Annotated in this window: 14 protein-coding genes; 8 read left to right on the top strand and 6 right to left on the bottom strand. The window is 72.0% G+C overall.

Going from position 1 to position 16,760, the window contains the following annotated elements:
* Nucleotides 1-47: 47 nt before the first annotated feature.
* Nucleotides 48-1,670 (top strand): tannase/feruloyl esterase family alpha/beta hydrolase, encoded by a 1,623-nt coding sequence (locus V6R91_RS03785; RefSeq protein WP_336394250.1) that lies wholly within the window; start codon nt 48-50, stop codon nt 1,668-1,670.
* 75 nt (nt 1,671-1,745) lie between these two features.
* On the opposite strand, the gene V6R91_RS03780 is transcribed toward V6R91_RS03785, so the two are convergent.
* Together V6R91_RS03780 and ligM are read right to left on the bottom strand one after the other, a co-directional pair.
* Entirely contained in the window at nt 1,746-2,621 is an 876-nt protein-coding gene (locus tag V6R91_RS03780; RefSeq protein WP_336394249.1) for an IclR family transcriptional regulator, read from the bottom strand.
* Nucleotides 2,622-2,684: 63 nt separating this feature from the next.
* Entirely contained in the window at nt 2,685-4,091 is a 1,407-nt protein-coding gene (gene ligM / locus V6R91_RS03775) for a vanillate/3-O-methylgallate O-demethylase (protein ID WP_336394248.1), read from the bottom strand.
* Nucleotides 4,092-4,241: 150 nt separating this feature from the next.
* Here ligM and V6R91_RS03770 point away from each other — a divergent pair, with 150 nt between their 5' ends.
* Genes V6R91_RS03770 through V6R91_RS03755 form a run of 4 tightly spaced genes read left to right on the top strand, consistent with a single transcriptional unit; the run spans nt 4,242 to nt 7,838 of the window.
* The gene (locus V6R91_RS03770) at nt 4,242-4,997 is read left to right on the top strand and encodes a PIG-L deacetylase family protein (RefSeq protein WP_336394247.1); all 756 of its coding nucleotides are present in this window, start codon (nt 4,242-4,244) and stop codon (nt 4,995-4,997) included.
* A 16-nt stretch (nt 4,998-5,013) separates the two neighbouring features.
* On the top strand, nt 5,014-5,742 hold the full coding sequence (locus V6R91_RS03765) for a 4-carboxy-4-hydroxy-2-oxoadipate aldolase/oxaloacetate decarboxylase (protein WP_336394246.1): 729 nt from the start codon (nt 5,014-5,016) through the stop codon (nt 5,740-5,742).
* Nucleotides 5,729-6,817 (top strand): 4-oxalomesaconate tautomerase, encoded by a 1,089-nt coding sequence (locus tag V6R91_RS03760; protein WP_336394245.1) that lies wholly within the window; start codon nt 5,729-5,731, stop codon nt 6,815-6,817. Before V6R91_RS03765 ends, V6R91_RS03760 begins: the two co-directional genes overlap by 14 nt.
* Nucleotides 6,818-6,875: 58 nt before the next feature.
* Nucleotides 6,876-7,838, top strand: coding sequence for a VOC family protein (locus tag V6R91_RS03755; RefSeq protein WP_336394244.1), 963 nt, complete (start codon nt 6,876-6,878; stop codon nt 7,836-7,838).
* A gap of 160 nt (nt 7,839-7,998) precedes the next feature.
* Here the strand turns inward: V6R91_RS03755 and V6R91_RS03750 are convergent, their stop codons facing one another.
* The 3 genes from V6R91_RS03750 to V6R91_RS03740 all read right to left on the bottom strand — a co-directional run bounded on the left by V6R91_RS03750 (nt 7,999) and on the right by V6R91_RS03740 (nt 12,138).
* The gene (locus tag V6R91_RS03750; RefSeq protein ID WP_336394243.1) at nt 7,999-9,111 is read right to left on the bottom strand and encodes a 5-methyltetrahydropteroyltriglutamate--homocysteine S-methyltransferase; all 1,113 of its coding nucleotides are present in this window, start codon (nt 9,109-9,111) and stop codon (nt 7,999-8,001) included.
* 68 nt (nt 9,112-9,179) lie between these two features.
* On the bottom strand, nt 9,180-10,091 hold the full coding sequence (locus V6R91_RS03745; RefSeq protein ID WP_378878823.1) for a serine hydrolase: 912 nt from the start codon (nt 10,089-10,091) through the stop codon (nt 9,180-9,182).
* 64 nt (nt 10,092-10,155) lie between these two features.
* On the bottom strand, nt 10,156-12,138 hold the full coding sequence (locus tag V6R91_RS03740) for a M13 family metallopeptidase (protein ID WP_336394241.1): 1,983 nt from the start codon (nt 12,136-12,138) through the stop codon (nt 10,156-10,158).
* Between the two features lie 145 nt (nt 12,139-12,283).
* Here V6R91_RS03740 and V6R91_RS03735 point away from each other — a divergent pair, with 145 nt between their 5' ends.
* The 3 genes from V6R91_RS03735 (at nt 12,284) to V6R91_RS03725 (ending at nt 15,964) form a co-directional block, all read left to right on the top strand.
* The gene (locus V6R91_RS03735; RefSeq protein WP_336394240.1) at nt 12,284-13,603 is read left to right on the top strand and encodes an MATE family efflux transporter; all 1,320 of its coding nucleotides are present in this window, start codon (nt 12,284-12,286) and stop codon (nt 13,601-13,603) included.
* A gap of 88 nt (nt 13,604-13,691) precedes the next feature.
* A complete protein-coding gene (locus tag V6R91_RS03730) occupies nt 13,692-14,753 on the top strand; it encodes a semialdehyde dehydrogenase (RefSeq protein WP_336394239.1) in 1,062 nt (353 codons plus the stop codon).
* On the top strand, nt 14,750-15,964 hold the full coding sequence (locus V6R91_RS03725) for an NAD(P)/FAD-dependent oxidoreductase (protein WP_336394238.1): 1,215 nt from the start codon (nt 14,750-14,752) through the stop codon (nt 15,962-15,964). Before V6R91_RS03730 ends, V6R91_RS03725 begins: the two co-directional genes overlap by 4 nt.
* A 12-nt stretch (nt 15,965-15,976) precedes the next feature.
* Here V6R91_RS03725 and V6R91_RS03720 read toward each other — a convergent pair whose 3' ends face one another.
* Nucleotides 15,977-16,654: a TrmH family RNA methyltransferase gene (locus V6R91_RS03720; protein ID WP_378878829.1), complete on the bottom strand. Its 678-nt coding sequence runs from the start codon at nt 16,652-16,654 to the stop codon at nt 15,977-15,979.
* Between the last annotated feature and the right edge of the window lie 106 nt (nt 16,655-16,760).

Raw genomic sequence — 16,760 nt, 5'->3', positions numbered from 1 at the left:
GCCGCCGACCCCACGACGGCAGCGCATCACCACGCGAAGGAGCGTCGATGAAGTCAACGTCCAGGCGGCTGACGGCGGTGTCGGTGGGCATCGCCGCAGTCCTCGCCCTCACGGCCGGGGTCGCCCCGGCAGCCGCTGCCCCCGGCGGCCCCCACGCCGCACCACCGGTGCTCACCCCTGCGACGTGCACCTCGCTCGTCGGGCTGGAGATCGCCGAGAAGGCGATCGACCTGCCCACGCGGGGCGCCGTCGTCGAGACCGCGACCTGGGACGCCACGGGCAGCTACTGCGCCGTGACCGGCTGGATCCGCGCCGTCTCGGCTCCGCAGGACATGCAGTTCCAGGTCAACCTCCCCGCTGCGTGGAACGGACGCACGCTGCAGTTCGGCGGCGGCGGCTTCGACGGCTCGCTCGTGACGGCGACCGGGAACTACACGGCCCAGCCGGCCGGCACCCCCACCGCCCTCACCCAGGGCTGGGTCACGCTCGGCTCCGACGGCGGGCATCAGGGCGCTCCCGGATTCGACGGCACGTTCCAGCTCGACGAGGAGCTGTTCCTCAACTACGGGCAGTGGTCGGTGAAGAAGGCGCACGACGCGGCGGCGGCCGTCATCGACGCCGCCTACGGCGTCGACGCCACGTGGTCGTACTTCATCGGCGGGTCCCAGGGCGGGCACGAGGCGCTCGACGCCGCGGCGCGGTATCCGAAGGACTACGACGGCATCGTGGCCAACTACCCCGCCTACAACGTCACGATGATGCACGTCGGCGCGGTGAACTTCCGCGACGCGCTCCTGCTGGAGGGCGGCGCCGGCCACCTCAACGCCGCCGAGACGACCACCATCACCGGCGCGGTGTACGCCGCGTGCGACGGTCTCGACGGGGCCGTCGACGGGATCGTCAGCGACGTGCAGGGATGCGGCGAGGCGTTCGACGTCCAGACGCTCGCATGCCCCGCGGGCACGGACCCGGCGACGGTCGACACGTGCCTGTCGGAGGTCGAGATCGACGCGGCGCTGAAGATCACGACCGACTACGACCTGGGCATCGACATCGAGGGCGACTCGATCTTCGCCCGGAGCGCGCTGTTCGAGGGAGCCCTCTACCAGGGCTTCGCCGGCTTCGGGAGCGGGCCGCTGGCGCAGGGGCTGCAGTTCCAGGTCTTCGCGGCGACCATGCGCTACGGCGTGGCGGGCGACCCTCCCGGCTTCGACCCGTACACCGTCGATCCGCTCGACTACGCGGATCGCGTGCAGGAGGTCGGCGAGATCATGGATGTGACGGATGTCTCGCTCAACCGATTCCGCGCGCACGGCGGGAAGGTCATCCTGACCCACGGCACGATCGACGACTTCATCACGCCGCACAACACCGTGCAGTACTGGGAGTCGCTGCAGGACGAGTTCGGCAAGCGCCTGGACTCGTTCGCGAAGTTCTACATGGTGCCCGGCTGGGGTCACGGCCAGGGCCGGTTCGTCGCGCAGTACGACGGGCTCGGCGCGATCGTGGACTGGGTCGAGAACGGCGTCGCCCCGTCGGACCTCGTGGCGGGCGACGGCACCGCCGGCGCAGACCGCACCCGTCCGATGTGCGAGTACCCGGCCTGGCCCGAGTACTCCGGGACCGGCTCGGTCGACGACGCGAGCTCGTTCACGTGCGTGACCGGGTGAGGCGCGGCGCCGTCGCGTGACGGCATCCGAGGGCCCCGGCATCTGCACGATGCCGGGGTCTTCGGATGTGCGCGGTCAGCCGGCCCGTTGTGCGGGCGGTGAGCCGGCGGATCGCTTCCCGAGCGACGAGAAGTAGTCCAGCGACCTGCGCGAGGTGCTCGCCCACGTGCGGATGCCCTGGCCGCCGTCGGCCGCGCCCGCCTCGTCGAGGGTGCGGGCGATCCCCGCGGCCGCCACCGTCAGCAGCTCGACGAGCGGCTGGGGCGACGTGCCGTCGCTCGGCACGACGACGCCGAGCGCGGCGTGCAGCGCGCCGGTCCGCGCGTCCGCGATCGGCACGGCGAGACCGCGCGTTCCTGGGTGGACATGCCCGTCGGTGAGCGCGAAGCCGTCGGCGCGCACCCGCCGCAGGACGGCGCGCAGCTCGTCGCCGCCGCGGATCGTCGCCGGCGTGAACGCCGGCCATCCGGCGGCGATCACGTCGTCCACGACGCCGGGCCCGGCGTGCGCGAGCAGCACGAGCCCGCTCGAGCTGACCGGAAGCGGCACGCGTCCGCCGATGATCGTCGCGTTCACCACCGCCTCGCGCGTCGAGAGCCGCTCGAGGAACAGCACGTCCCGGCCGCTGCGCACACCGAGCTGCGCGTGCTGACGCACCCGCGCATGGACCGCTTCGAGCCACGGACGCGCGAGCTCGCGCAGGCCGACGGCCCCGGGCGTGCGGGCGGCGAACTCCCACAGCCGGATGCCGAGCCGGTACGACCGGTCCGGCATCCGCTCCAGCAGCTCCTCCCGCTCCAGCTCGGCGACCAGGCGATGGGCGGTCGATGCGGCCAGCCCGGTCTCCTCGACGATCTCGGTGAGCGTGAGGCACGGGCGCAGCAGGTCGAACGCCTGCAGCACCCGCAGGTGCTTGTGCAGGACGGACTCGCCGTCCGAGGCGCGTGCCACCTCACTCCTCCCTGCCGGGTGACGACGGATGCCGCACCCGCCGGTCGCCGGGACCGGGCAGCGTCAGGCGACGCCCGTCGTGCGCCAGCCGCCGTGGTACTCCTGCCGGGCCGTCACCGCGTACGGCACGGGACTGACGACCGCGCGGACCTCGATCTGCTCGTGCGGCTCGACGGTGGTCTTGCCCGAGCCGCCGTCCGGCTCGCCCCACACCACCCGCACCTCGGCGCCGATCGGCACGTCGCGGTCGACCGTGGCCAGCGACAGGCCGCGCCTCTCGTTCGCCGTCACGCCGGTGAACAGCGACAGGCCCACGGTGCTCCCGTCCGCGTCGATCACGGCGTCGTAGTTCGACGAGCCGTAGTTCGCGTTGGGCAGGTCGAAGAACTGGTATCCCGGCCCCTCGCGGTCGAGCACGCTCGTGAGGATGCGGCCGAGGTCCTCGTCGTTCCACGCGAGCGTGACCTTCTTGCGCTGCGCCTCGGGGTCCACCTGCTGGAGCGCGTCGCGGCCGATGAAGTCGTGGTCGAACTTCACGAACGAGCCGTAGCCGAGGTCCCACGGGTTGAGGTAGTAGTCCTCGATGTCGTCCGACACGAACGAGCCGGCGAGCGCGTTGATCGCCTCGTAGCTGTTCGCGGGCAGCCACTCGCGGTAGCGGCGCTCGATGTCGCCGCCGGTGTAGATCGCGGGCAGCGGCGACGGGATCCACCCCGACTCGAGGGTGTTCGACGAGTACGCGCGCGACCCGCACGGCTCGATCCCGAACTCGCGGCCCGCCTCCAGCACGGCGTCGCGGATCCGGCCGTGCTGCTCGTACGGCCCCCAGATCTCCAGGCCGGGCGCTCCGGCCATGCCGTGCCGGAGCGTGCGCACGTGCTCCCCGGCGATCTCGAGCTCGCCCATGTGGAAGAACCGCACCTGCTCCACCTCGCGGCCGGCGAGCTTCTCGATGATCGGCCACGCGTTCGGGCCCTGGATCTGGAAGCGGTAGAACTCGCGGGTGACCGCCTGGCCGTAGGGCCGCGACGGCGAGCGGTCGTCGTAGCGCGTCTCGATGTCGTAGCCGCCGGTCTCGGCGTGGAACTGCAGCCAGTTCGCGCCCGGCGCCCGGCCGACGTAGACGTACTCGTCCTCGGCGAGATGGAAGAGGATGCCGTCGCCGATGACCCCGCCGGTCGACGACGTCGGCACGAACTGCTTCGCGGTGTTCACGGGGAACTTCGCGAACGAGTTGATCCCGGTGTCCGACAGCAGCTTCAGCGCGTCCGGCCCGGTCATGAAGAAGTTCACCATGTGATGCGTCTGGTCGTAGAGCACGGCCGTCTCGCGCCACGCCTTCTGCTCGCGGCGCCAGTTCGTGAACTCGGCCGGGACCACCGGGTAGATGTACGTGCCGAGCTGCGAGTTGCGCAGCATCTCGACGACGTTCCCCTTCTCGTCCAGCAGCTCCTGCAGATTGCTCGCCATGCCTGTCTCGACTTCCTCGTCCAGTGGTTCGTGCGGGGTGACCTGAGCGCGATGCTACGTGTCGGCTATACCTACGTCCAGAGGTATATGGTCGCCACGATTGTAGACAATTTGTTGACCATTTCGCCATGGGTGTGATTCGCTGGCCCCATGACAGTCACCGCCGACACGCTCCTCGTCGTCAGCGCCCACGCCGGGGACTTCGTCTGGCGAGCGGGCGGCGCGATCGCCGCCGCGGCCCTCCGCGGCGACCGCGCCGTGGTGGCCTGCCTGTCCTACGGCGAGCGCGGCGAGTCCGCCAGCCAATGGCTCGAGGGCAGGTCGCTCGAGGAGATCAAGGCCGTCCGCCGCGACGAGGCCGAGGCCGCGGCATCCGCTCTCGGTGCCGAGATCGAGTTCCTCGACCTCGGCGACTACCCGCTCGTCGAGTCGCGCGCGGCCGTCTCCCGCCTCGTCGACCTCTACCGGCGCGTGCAGCCCACGGTCGTGCTGACGCACACCCTGCGCGACCCGTACAACGGCGACCATCCGGCCGCGGCGCGCATGGCGCTCGAGGCCCGCGTGCTCGCCCAGGCCATCGGCGTCGCGAACTCCGACGGCGGGTACCCCGGCAAGGACGACATCATCGGCGCCCCGCCGGTGTTCTTCTTCGAGCCGCATCAGCCCGAGCAGTGCGACTTCACGCCCAACGTGCTCCTCGACATCTCCGAGGCGTTCCCGCGCAAGCGCGCGGCGATGGAGTGCCTCCCCGCGCAGAAGCACATGTGGTCGTATTACACCGACCTCGCGGTGCGACGCGGCGTGCAGCTCAAGCGCAACGCCGGCCCCAACCTCGGGCTCCCCCACGAGACGATGGGCGAGGCGTACATGCGGTACTTCCCGCAGGTGACCGGCGTCCTCTCGTGATCAAGGACGCGTCGCGATGAAGCCCGTCGTCGTCACCGACATCGCCAGAGCGGATGCCGCGACCGCCGCCGCGCTCGGAGTCCACGGCGTCGCGACCGTGCACGAGGCGATGGGCAGGTCCGGGCTCGTCGGTCCCGGCATCCGTCCGATCCAGGACGGCGTTCGGGTCGCCGGCACCGCGGTGACGGTGCTCAGCCACCCCGGCGACAACCTGATGATCCACGCCGCGATCGAGCAGTGCCGCGAGGGCGACCTCCTCGTCGTGGCGACGACGTCGCCGTCCAGCGACGGAGCCTTCGGCGACCTGTTCGCCACGGCGCTCACCGCCCGCGGCGTGCGCGGCCTCGTCACCACGACGGGCGTGCGCGACATCGCGGACCTGCGCGAGATGGGTTTCCCGGTCTGGTCGGGTGCCGTGCACGCGCAAGGCACGGTGAAGGCGACGCCGGGCTCGGTGAACGTGCCGATCGTCGTCGCAGGTGCGACGGTGCGGCCGGGCGACGTCGTGGTGGCCGACGACGACGGCGTGGTGGTGGTCCCCCGCGAGCGCGCGGCCGACGTGCTGCGCGCGGCCGATGCGCGCGTGGCGAAGGAGGAGGCCGACCGCGCGGCCTACGCGTCGGGCGCGCAGCTCAGCCTCGACCGCAAAGGCCTGCGCCCGCTGCTCTCCGAGCTCGGCGTGGAGTACCTGACGCAGGCGCAGTACGACGCGCGGGGCGGGGCGCGGGGCGATGGCGGCGCCTGACGCGGCTGCGGCCGCGCGCGACGGCATCCGGTGCATGCTGATGCGCGGGGGCACCTCCAAGGGCGCCTACTTCCTCGCGGCGGATCTGCCGGACGACCCGGCCGAGCGCGACGACCTGCTGCTGCGGATCATGGGCTCGCCCGATCCGCGCCAGATCGACGGCATCGGCGGCGCGCACCCGCTCACCAGCAAGGTCGCGATCGTGTCGCCGTCGACCGCGGACGGCATCGACGTCGACTATCTCTTCCTCCAGGTGGGGGTCGACGCGGCGACCGTCGCGGACGCCCAGACCTGCGGCAACCTGCTGGCGGGCATCGGCCCGTTCGCCGTCGAGCGGGGCCTCGTCCCGGCGACGGGCGAACGCACGACGGTCCGCATCCGGCTGCTCAACACGGGTGACACCGCGACCGCCGTCTTCGCGACGACCGACGGCCGCCCCGACTACGACGGCGACGCCGCGATCGACGGTGTGCCCGGCACGGCATCCGCCATCCAGCTGGAGGTCGGCGGCGGCCCCGAGAAGCCCCTGCTTCCGACCGGCGATGCGACCGACGAGATCGACGGCCACACCGTGACGCTCATCGACAACGGGATGCCGGTGGCACTGCTGCGCGCCGACGAGTTCGGCGTCGACGGCAGCGAGACGCCCGCCGCGCTGGAGCGCGACGCCGAGCTCGCCGCGCGCATCGAGCGCATCCGGCTGGCCGCGGGCCCGCTGATGGGCCTCGGAGACGTCGCGCAGCAGACCGTGCCGAAGATGATCCTCCTCTCGCCGGCGCGCCACGGCGGCGCGATCTCGACCAGGGCCTTCATCCCGGCGCGCGTGCACACGGCGATCGGCGTGCTGATGGCGGCATCCGTCGCCGCGGCGCTGCGCATCCCCGGAGCCGTCGGATCCGGCCTGGCCGGACCGCTCGACGGCGACGAGACCGAGATCGAGCACCCGACCGGCTCGTCCCGGTCGCACGTGCACGTCAGCCGCGACGGCGACGGCACCTGGCGGGCCACGTCGTCGACCGTGCGCACCGCCCGCAAGCTGTTCGACGGCACGGTCTTCCCGAGGCCACGCCGATGACCCGGCTCCCGGCCCCGCCCGACCCACGTCTGCCCGAGACCGTCAGAGAGGACGCACCATGACCGCCGACACGTCGTTCGACGTCGCCCACCTCGCCCACGTCGAGCTGCTCACCCCCACCCCCGCCGAGAGCCGCTGGTTCTTCGAGGAGCTCCTGGCCATGCGGGTCGTCGCCGAGGACGGCGATTCGGTCTACCTCCGCACGTGGGACGAGTACCAGCTCTACACGATCAAGCTCAGGGCGTCGGATGCCGCGGGCGTCGGCCGCACCTCCTTCCGCGCGTCGTCGCAGCAGGCGCTCGAGCGCCGGGTCGCCGCCATCGAGGCGACGGGCCTCGGCCGCGGCTGGGTGGACGGCGATGTCGGGTGCGGCCCGACGTACGAGTTCACCGACCCCGACGGCCACGCGATGGCGATCTTCTACGAGGCCGAGCGGTACGTCGCGACCGACGACAAGCCGGCGCTGAAGAACCAGGCCTCACGGTTCCCCGGGCGCGGGGTCAACGCCCGTCGCCTCGACCACATCAACTATCTCGCGAAGGACGTCGAGGCCAACGGCGCCTTCCTCCGCGACGCGCTGGGGATGCGGGAGTCCGAGCGCATCCGGCTCGACAACGGCCGGTTCGCGGCGTGGTGGTTCCACTTCTCGCTGAAGTCCTACGACGTCGTCTACTCCGACGACTGGACCAAGCACGGCAACCGGCTGCACCACATCGCCTTCGCCCCCGACACCCGCGAGGACATCCTCAAGGCCGCCGACATCTTCCTCGAGAACGGCATCCACATCGAGTCGGGTCCGCACAAGCACGCCATCAACCAGACGTTCTTCCTGTACGTCTGGGAGCCCGGCGGCAACCGGATCGAGTTCGCGCAGGCCGGCGCCCGGCTGCTGCTGGACCCCGACCAGCCCGTCGTCGAATGGTCCGAGGCCGAGCGCAAGAAGGGTCAGGCGTGGGGCATGAAGACGATCGAGACCTTCCACACCCACGGCACCCCCGTGGTCGAGGTCCCCCACCACTGACCTCGCCCGCTCTCGGGGTTCACCATCCCGGGTTCGGGGCGCGCCGCGTCCGGTCGGGGCGTGCCCCGCGCGCCCCGAACGCACGGCACGCGCCCCAAACCCGGAACCTCGGGCCGGGGAGGGAAGAGTCCGGGGAGGGGAGAGTCCGGGGAGGGAGGGGTCAGCGCCAGACGTCGGCGGCGATGTCGACCACCTCGCGGACCTTCGCCCACTGCTCGTCCTCGGACAGGACGTTGCCCTCCTCGGTCGAGGCGAAGCCGCACTGCGGGCTCAGCGCGAGCTGGCCGAGAGGTGCGAAAGCGGATGCCTCGTCGATGCGCTGCTTTACGGCATCCACGTTCTCCAGCTCGCCGGTCTTGGACGTGATGAGTCCCAGCACGACCGTCTTGTCGCCCTCGGGCAGGAAGCGCAGCGGCTCGAAGCCGCCCGCGCGCTCGCTGTCGTACTCGAGGAAATAGCCGTCGTACGCGGTGTTGCCCAGCAGCTGCTCGGCGACCGGCTCGTAGCCGCCGGACGAGATCCACGTCGAGCGGAAGTTGCCGCGGCACACGTGCGTCGTGATGACCAGGTCGTCGGGCTTGCCCTCGAGGATGCGGTTGAGGATGCCGGAGTACCGCTCCGCGATGCCGTCGGTGCGGATGCCACGGCCCCGCGCCTTCTCGAGCTCGGCGTCCGAGCAGAGGTAGGCCCACGCGGTGTCGTCGAACTGGAGGTAGCGGGCGCCCGCGGCGTAGAACGCGGCGACGGCGTCGCGGTACGCCTGCACGAGGTCGTCGACGATGTCCTCGCGGCCGTCGTACTCGGGCGTCAGGATGTGCCCGGGCTCCAGGCGGAAGTCGAGCACCGTCGGCGCCGGGATGCTGAACTTGGGCACGGCGCCGGTCGTCCGCTCGAGCAGGCTCTTCAGCGAGCGGAAGTGGTCGAGGAAGGGGTGGCTGTCGCTGAACCCGATCTTCCCGGTCACCTCGATGCCGCGGGGCTTGGTCTGCACGCCCTGGAACTGGATGCCGTGGTCGAGCTCGACGATGTCGACGCCGTCCAGCAGGCCGAAGAAGTCGAAGTGCCACCACGAGCGGCGGAACTCGCCGTCGGTCGCGAGCTTCAGCCCGGCGTCGGCCTCGCGCACGACGAGCTCGGCGATCGCCGTGTCCTCCGCCACGCGCAGCGCGTCGGCGTCGATCTGGCCGGCCGCGAACCGGCGGCGGGCCTCGGCGAGTTCGGTGGGGCGGAGGAAGCTGCCGACGATGTCGGCGCGGAACGGCGGTGTTGACACCCTGGCGAGGTTACCCGATGCCTCCCGCCATAGGCATCCACTCGTCATCCGGCGTCACCGACCACGCCTCAGAACACGTACTCCATGAGGTCGGTGCCGAGGATGCGGAACGCCTCGTGCGCCCGCAGCCGGTGCGAGATCGAGAGGTCGTCGAAGCAGACGATGAGCGCGTACGACACCCCGGCCCGTGGACCGGCCAGCACCCCCGCCTCGACGCGCACACCGGAGTCCCTGCCCGTCTTGTTGATGAACAGCAGCCCGTGCTCGTCGTTCTCGTGCGAGAACGGGTCGAGACCGGTGGCGGATGCCACGAGCGACAGGTCGTGGTTGAGGCTGAGCCACTCCGCGACCTGGGCGCTCACGCTCGGCGAGACGACCTGCGAGTTCACCAGGGCGGCGAAGACCTCGGCGAGCTCGCGGGCGGAGCCGAGCGCGAAGTGCGGCGCGTCGTCGGGGCCGCGCTCGTCGCGGAAGCGGTCGAGCAGCGCCGAGCGCGCGAGCCCGAGCTCCTCGATGCGGCTGCGGACGGCGGGCAGCCCGACGCGGCGCAGCAGCGCGTTCGCGGCGAGGGCGTCGCCCGTCGAGGCGGTCAGCACGGCGAGGTCCGACAGCGGCAGCGCCGGCGCCTTCAGGTGCTGCCACACGCCGCCCACGCCGACCGGCTCCATGTGCGCGCGGTCGATGATCTCGAGCGGGTCGAGCGTGCCCGACTCGAACGCGGCGGCGACCTCGATCAGCAGCGGCACCACACCGAGCCCCGCGACCGGCAGGGTCACGAAGTCGTCGCCCGAGAGGACGGAGGTGCCGCGGTCGAGGTCGGTGATGCGCACCGAGATCTTCGCGCCGGACGCAGCGAGGTCGTCGAGCGCCTTGAGGGTGGATGTGAATGATCGACGTCCGGCTGCCGCCCTCTTCGGCAGTCGTCGTCCGGTGCCTCGTCGCGCCCCCCGAAGCGACTCGGCATCCTTTCTGGGCTCCATGCCCACGGGTTTCCCTTCCCCTTGAACGTGTTGCGGGGCAGACGGACCGGGATCGGCCCGCTTCTCACCAGATGGTGACGCGCTGATCCTCGTCGAGCCACAGGGCGTCGGACTCGGTCACGCCGAATGCATCGTAGAACGCGTCGATGTTGCGGACGATCTGGTTGCACCGGAACTCGTTGGGCGAGTGCGGGTCGATCGTCAGCAGGCGGATCGTCTCGGCATCCCGCCCCTTCTGCTGCCAGATCTGTCCCCAGCTCAGCAGCAGTCTCTGGATTCCGGTGAAGCCGTCGATCACCGGCGCCTCGGCCGGATCGCCGTTCTCGTCGGTCCCCAGCGACAGGGCGTACGCCTTGATCGCGATGCCGAGTCCGCCGAGGTCGCCGATGTTCTCGCCGATGGTGAGCGCGCCGTTGACGTGGTTCTCCTCGGCGAGACCCAGCGGCACGAGCGCGTCGAACTGGTCGATGAGGTTCTTCGTGCGCTCCTCGAAGGCGGCGCGGTCCTCGTCGGTCCACCAGTCCCGCAGCGACCCGTCGCCGTCGAAGCGGCTGCCCTGGTCGTCGAAGCCGTGGCCGATCTCGTGGCCGATCACCGCGCCGATGCCGCCGTAGTTCGCGGCGGCGTCGCGGTCGGCGTCGAAGAACGGATACTGCAGGATCGCCGCCGGGAACACGATCTCGTTCATCAGCGGGTTGTAGTACGCGTTGACCGTCTGCGGCGTCATGAACCACTCGTCGCGGTCGATCGGCTTGCCGACCTTCGCGAGCTGGCGGTCGTGCTCCCAGACGTGCGCGCGGCGGACGTTGCCGACGAGGTCCTCGGCGTCGATCTCGAGGGTGGAGTAATCCTTCCACTTCACCGGGTAGCCGATCTTCGGCGTGAACGTGTCGAGCTTCGCCAGCGCGCGCTCGCGCGTCTCGGGGCTCATCCACTCCAGCTCGGAGATCGACTGCCGGTACGCATCGACGAGGTTCGCGACGAGCTCGTCCATCGCGTCCTTGGCCGACGGCGGGAAGTGGCGCTCGACGTAGACGCGGCCGATCGCCTCGCCCATCGCGGCCTCGGTGAGGCTCACGCCCCGCTTCCACCGCTCGCGGTTGACCGGGACGCCGGTGAGCTGGGTGCCGTAGAACGAGAAGTTCTCCGCGACGAACTCGTCCGACAGGAACGGCGCCGCCGAGTGCACGACCGCGAAGCGCAGCCACGCCTTCCAGCCCTCGAGGTGCTCGTCGGTCAGCATCACGCCGAGGCCTTCGAGGAAGCTCGGCTGGTACACGTTGATCTCGGCGAACGCGTCGGCGTGGTCGGGGGCCATCCCGTCGCGCCACGGCGCGAGGTCGACGCCGACCAGCTCCTGCACCTCGTCCCAGGTCTTGAGGTTGTAGGTCTTGACCGCGTCGCGGCTGGCGACGTTGTCCCAGTGGTGGGTGGCCAGCTCCGTCTCGAGCGCGACGATGAGATCCGCGGATGCCTCGGCCTCGGCGACCCCCGCGAGCTCGAGGATGCGCTGCACGTGGGTGCGGAACGCGATGCGCGTCTCCTGGAAGCTGTCGAGCCGGTAGTAGCTCTCGTCCGGCAGCGACAGGCCGCCCTGGATGAAGAACGGCACGTAGCGCTGCGGGTTGCCGGGGTCGGGCTCGATGTAGAGGTGGATGAGCGCGGCGATCCCGTCGCGCTCGAACTCGCCGACCGTGCGGAGGAACGCCGGGATGGAGTCGATCGCGTCGACTCGGGCCAGCACGTCGGCCAGCGGCGCCCCGCCGAGCTCCTCGATGCGCCCGGTGTCCATGAAGCTCGTGTAGAGGTCGCCGATCTTGCGGGTCTCGGTGCCCGGGTCGGCCTGCTGCGACTCCTCGATGATCGCGTGCACGTCCTTCTCGGCCTGCTCCGCGATGAGGTGGAACGATCCCCACCGCGCCTTGTCGTCCGGGATCTCGGTGCGCTCCAGCCATGAGCCGTTGACGTGGCGGAACAGATCGTCCTGCGGGCGGATCTCGGCGCTGAGCTCCTCGAGCGCGAGACCGGAACGGGGGGCGTCGGTCATGCGTTCCAGGTTAGTCGCCCCATGCCTGGGCGATTCTCGCGTGGGGATGGATCGCCGTCGCATCGTGATGAAGCCCGGCCCCGCGCACGCGGAGGGGGACGGATGCCGCGCCGCGCCGTCGGCGCCGCCTTCTAGGCTCTTCAGCGTGACCACCGACACGCTGAACCGCGACATCCTGCGGCTCGCCGTGCCGGCGCTGGGCGCCCTCGTCGCCGAGCCCTTGTTCCTCATCGTCGACTCGGCCCTCGTCGGGCACCTCGGCGTGGAGCCGCTCGCCGGCCTCGGCATCGCCTCGGCGGTGCTGCAGACGATCGTCGGGCTGATGGTCTTCCTGGCGTACTCCACCACCCCGGCGGTCGCCCGCCGGTTCGGCGCCGGAGACCCCACGCGCGCCGTCTCGGTCGGCATCGACGGCATGTGGCTCGCGCTGGGCCTGGGCGCGATCCTCGCCCTGATGGGCTCGCTCGGGACGCCGTTCCTCGTCGGCCTCTTCGGCGCGTCGCCGGGCGTCGCCGAGCAGGCCGAGATCTACCTCGGCATCTCGATGTGGGGGCTTCCCGCGATGCTGGTGGTCTTCGCCGCGACGGGTCTCCTGCGCGGCATGCAGGACACCGTGACGCCGCTGTGGATCGCCGGACTCGGTTTCGGCGCGAACGCCCTGCTGAACTGGGCGTTCATCTACGGGCTCGGCTGGGGCATCGCCGGCTCCGCCCTCGGGACGGTCGTCGCGCAGTGGGGGATGGTGGCCGCCTACGCGGTCGTCGTGGGGCGACTCGCGCGCCGGCACGAGGCATCCGTCCGCCCCCAGCGCGAGGGCGTGCGCGGCTCGGCACGATCGGGCGGCTGGCTGTTCCTGCGGACGGTGTCGCTGCGGGTGGCGCTGCTGGCGACGGTGGCCGTGGCGACCGGCCTCGGCACCGACGAGCTGGCCGGCTGGCAGGTCGCCTTCACGATCTTCTCCACCGCAGCCTTCGCGCTGGACGCGCTGGCGATCGCGGCCCAGGCGCTCATCGGCAAGGGGCTCGGCGCCGACGACACGCACCTCGTCCGCCGTGTGCTCGGGCGCACCGTCGCGTGGGGCGCGTGGTTCGGCATCGTCGTGGGCGCGTTGATCGCCGCACTGTCGGGGGTGATCGGGCTGCTGTTCACCGGCGATCCCGCGATCGCCGCACTGGTGCAGCCGGCGCTCATCGTGCTGGCCGTGGCGCAGCCGGTGTGCGGCATCGTCTTCGTGCTCGACGGCGTGCTCATCGGCGCGGGCGACGCGAAGTACCTGGCGATCGTCGGCGTGCTGAACCTCGTCCCGTTCCTCCCCGCGCTGGTGCTCGTCGCCGTGCTGCAGCCGGCCGGCGCGGCGGGCCTGGCGTGGCTGGCCGTCGCGTTCTTCGGCGTCTACATGCTCGCCCGGCTGGTCACGCTCGGCTGGCGCGTGCGCGGGTCCGTCTGGATGACGGTCGGCGTCTGAGGGCGCGCTCGCACCCACGTATCAGCGTGCGGGCCGCCCGCTCCTTGATCGCATGGCGCCCCCACCTCGGCGCCGGAAGGAGCCCGCCGTGTCCGAGAGCGGAACGTTCGCATTCACCGTCCACCCCCGCGCCAGCCTGCGCGAAGACCTCGCGCGCGTGTGGCGGCCGCTGGGGCTCATGCCCGAGGCCGTCTACGACGCGGCGCTGCGGCGCCTGCCGCTCCCGCCGGTCACGATGGCGGGCGTGCAGATCGGCGGCGAGCGCGTCGGCCACGTCGTGCTCGTGCCGTTCGGCGCCCGTCACCTGCTGTCCGACATCGACGGCGGCCGGCGTCGCGTGGGCCGCGCCGTCGACCGCGCCGCCGCGCTCGGCGCCGACGTCGTCGGGCTCGGCGCGCTGACGGCGACCGTGACCGCGGGCGGCGCGTCGCTGCGCGGCCGCTCCGACATCGGCGTGACGAACGGCAACGCGTTCACGGCGGCGATCGTCGAGGACCAGATCCGGATGCTGCTCCCCCACGTCGCGACGAGGACCACGCGCCCTCACGTCGCCGTGGTCGGCGCCAGCGGCAGCGTCGGCACCGCCGTGACGAGGCTGCTGGCACGCGACTCCGCCGGCGCCCGCCTGACGCTGATCGCGCGCACGGCGCCGCGCCTGGAGGCGCTCGCGGCCTCGGTCGCGACCGACGTCGAGGTCGCCACCGCGCACTCGATCGACGCCGTCGGCGATGCCGACCTCGTGGTCCTCCTCACGGCGTCGGCCGACACGCTGCTCGGACCCGATCACCTCGCACCGGGCGCGATCGTGCTCGATGCGACGCAGCCGCGCAACACCTCGCCCGCCCTGGCCACCGCTCGTCCCGATGTGCGCGTCGTCGACGGCGGCATCGTGTCGATCCCCAGCCTGCGCCTGGTCGGCGGCGACATCGGGCTGCCTGACGGCCGCTCGTACGCGTGCTTCGCCGAGACCGCGATCCTGGCACTGACCGGCCACCGCGGCCACTTCTCGCTGGGCAACCCGACGCTCGAGCAGGTCGACGCCATCCGTGAGCGCGCGGGGCGCCTGGCGCACCTCGGCTTCCGGGCCGCCGACCCGACGAGCTTCGGCGCACCCGTCGCACTCGAGCCCCGCACGGCGGTGATCGCATGACCCGCGTCGTGCTGCTCGGCGGCGGGTATGTCACGCTGCACGCCTACGCCACGCTCGCACGTCGTGCGGCGCGCGAGCTGCGGCGCGGCGACCTGGAGATCGTCGTGATCTCGGCCGATCGCGCGCACCGCTTCCATGGGTTCACCGGCGAGCTGGTCTCGGGCATCATCCGTCACGACCGCGTGGCCACCCCGCTGGCCGAGGCCATGCCGCTCGCGCGGATCATCGAGGGCCGGGCGCTGCGCATCGACGCCGTCCGCCGCTCGGTCTCCTACCGACGCGGCGACGACGCGGTCGAGGCGATCGCCTACGACCACCTCGTCGTCGGCACGGGCGCGACCGAGCCGACGGACGCCGTCGCGGGGCTCGCCCGGTACGGCCGCACGCTGCGGGGGCCGGGCGAGATCGCGGCGCTCGCCGATCACCTCGCGAGCGTCCCCGGCTCCCCCGTCGTCGTCGCCGGCGGCGGGATCGCGGGGGCCGAGCTGGCGGCCGCCATCGCCGACCGGGGGCACCTCGTCACCCTCGTGCACGGCGGCGAGCGCATCCTCAGCGAGTGGTCCGATCAGCCGCGGCTGCGCTCGCGCGCCGAGGCGGAGCTCGCCCGGCTGGGCGTGCGGGTGGTCACGGGCGTGCGACTGGCCGAGGTCACGCCGACGGCGGCGGTGCTCGCAGACGGCACGACGCTGATGACGGCGACCGTCGTCACGACGACCGGGCAGAGCCCCGTACACATCCCCGGACTCGACCCGTGGCGAGACGAGCGGGGGCGGCTGCGCACCCAGCGGACGCTCGCCGTGCGCTACGGCGTGTGGGCCGCGGGCGACGGCGCGCGCGTGGACCACCCGGTGACCCGGCAGCCCGTGCCGGCGAACGCGCTGTGGGCCATGAAGGGCGGCGACCACATCGGTCGCGCCATCGCGCGCCGGATCTCGGGCCGGCCGGCTCGCCCGTTCGCGTACCGGGGGCTCGGTCGCGCGGCCTCGTTCGGCCCCGGCCGGGGCATCTCGGAGCTGTACGGCGTGCCGTTCACGGGTGCGCTCGCGTGGATGCTGCGGCTGGTGTTCTTCCTGCGCTTCATGCCCTCGCGGGCTCGCGCCGCGGGGGTCGTGGCGGATCTCGCCCGCTCCGCGGTCACCGCACGTCAGGGCGCGCGGCAGGGCGCGCTGCGGCTGGGCGGTGAGACCGCCCTGAGCCCGGGACGCGGCTGACCGCGGGCCGGCTCAGGCCCAGCGGCGGCACCACTCGTACATCACGACGGCGGCCGCGGCGCTCGCGTTGATGGAGCGGGTGGAGCCGTACTGCTCGATCGCGACGACGCCGGATGCCGCGGCCAGCGCCTCCGGCGAGAGCCCTGGCCCTTCCTGACCGAAGAGCAGCACGCACGCCTGGGGCAGGTCGGCCGCCGGCAGCGGCTTCGAGCCCTCGACGTTGTCGATCGCGATGACGGGGAGGGAGGCGGCATCCGCCCACGCGGCGAAGTCCGCGACGGTCTCGTGGTGGCGCACGTGCTGGTAGCGGTCGGTGACCATGGCGCCGCGCCGGTTCCACCGGCGCCTACCGATGATGTGCACCTCGGCGGCGAGGAACGCGTTGGCGCTGCGCACGATCGAGCCGATGTTCATGTCGTGCTGCCAGTTCTCGATCGCGACGTGGAACGCGTGCCGGCGGGCGTCGAGGTCGGCGACGATGGCGTCCATCGTCCAGTAGCGGTACGCGTCGACGACGTTGCGGGCGTCCCCGTGCGCGAGCAGCTCGCGGTCGTAGCGGTCGTCGTCCGGCCACGCGTCCGGTCCGCCCGGCCATGGCCCCACCCCGACTGGAAGCGTCGGTTCCGCGGCATCCGAAGGCGGTGTCCCCTCGTGCTCGGGCCGCGATGCGCTCGGGTCGGGCGTGGTCACCGGGAAAGGGTATCCCGGCGCGGCGCGCCGATCCGCGTCGGCGCGTGTTCGCTTTGCGTCGCGAAGTCGCCCTCAGGTCCGGGACCGAACCATACTGGAGTCATCG

This window comes from Microbacterium sp. CCNWLW41, assembly GCF_037083505.1.
Note: the sequence above shows the minus strand (reverse complement) of the source record. Positions and strands in the feature narration are given on the sequence as shown.

What these genes read in the sequence shown, in the direction of transcription:
- V6R91_RS03785 (WP_336394250.1), top strand. Translation starts at nt 48, where the DNA reads ATGAAGTCAACGTCCAGGCGGCTGACGGCGGTGTCGGTGGGCATCGCC.
- V6R91_RS03765 (WP_336394246.1), top strand. Translation starts at nt 5,014, where the DNA reads ATGAAGCCCGTCGTCGTCACCGACATCGCCAGAGCGGATGCCGCGACC.
- V6R91_RS03770 (WP_336394247.1), top strand. Translation starts at nt 4,242, where the DNA reads ATGACAGTCACCGCCGACACGCTCCTCGTCGTCAGCGCCCACGCCGGG.
- V6R91_RS03740 (WP_336394241.1), bottom strand. Translation starts at nt 12,138, where the DNA reads ATGACCGACGCCCCCCGTTCCGGTCTCGCGCTCGAGGAGCTCAGCGCC.
- V6R91_RS03760 (WP_336394245.1), top strand. Translation starts at nt 5,729, where the DNA reads ATGGCGGCGCCTGACGCGGCTGCGGCCGCGCGCGACGGCATCCGGTGC.
- V6R91_RS03725 (WP_336394238.1), top strand. Translation starts at nt 14,750, where the DNA reads ATGACCCGCGTCGTGCTGCTCGGCGGCGGGTATGTCACGCTGCACGCC.
- ligM (WP_336394248.1), bottom strand. Translation starts at nt 4,091, where the DNA reads ATGGCGAGCAATCTGCAGGAGCTGCTGGACGAGAAGGGGAACGTCGTC.
- V6R91_RS03755 (WP_336394244.1), top strand. Translation starts at nt 6,876, where the DNA reads ATGACCGCCGACACGTCGTTCGACGTCGCCCACCTCGCCCACGTCGAG.
- V6R91_RS03745 (WP_378878823.1), bottom strand. Translation starts at nt 10,091, where the DNA reads ATGGAGCCCAGAAAGGATGCCGAGTCGCTTCGGGGGGCGCGACGAGGC.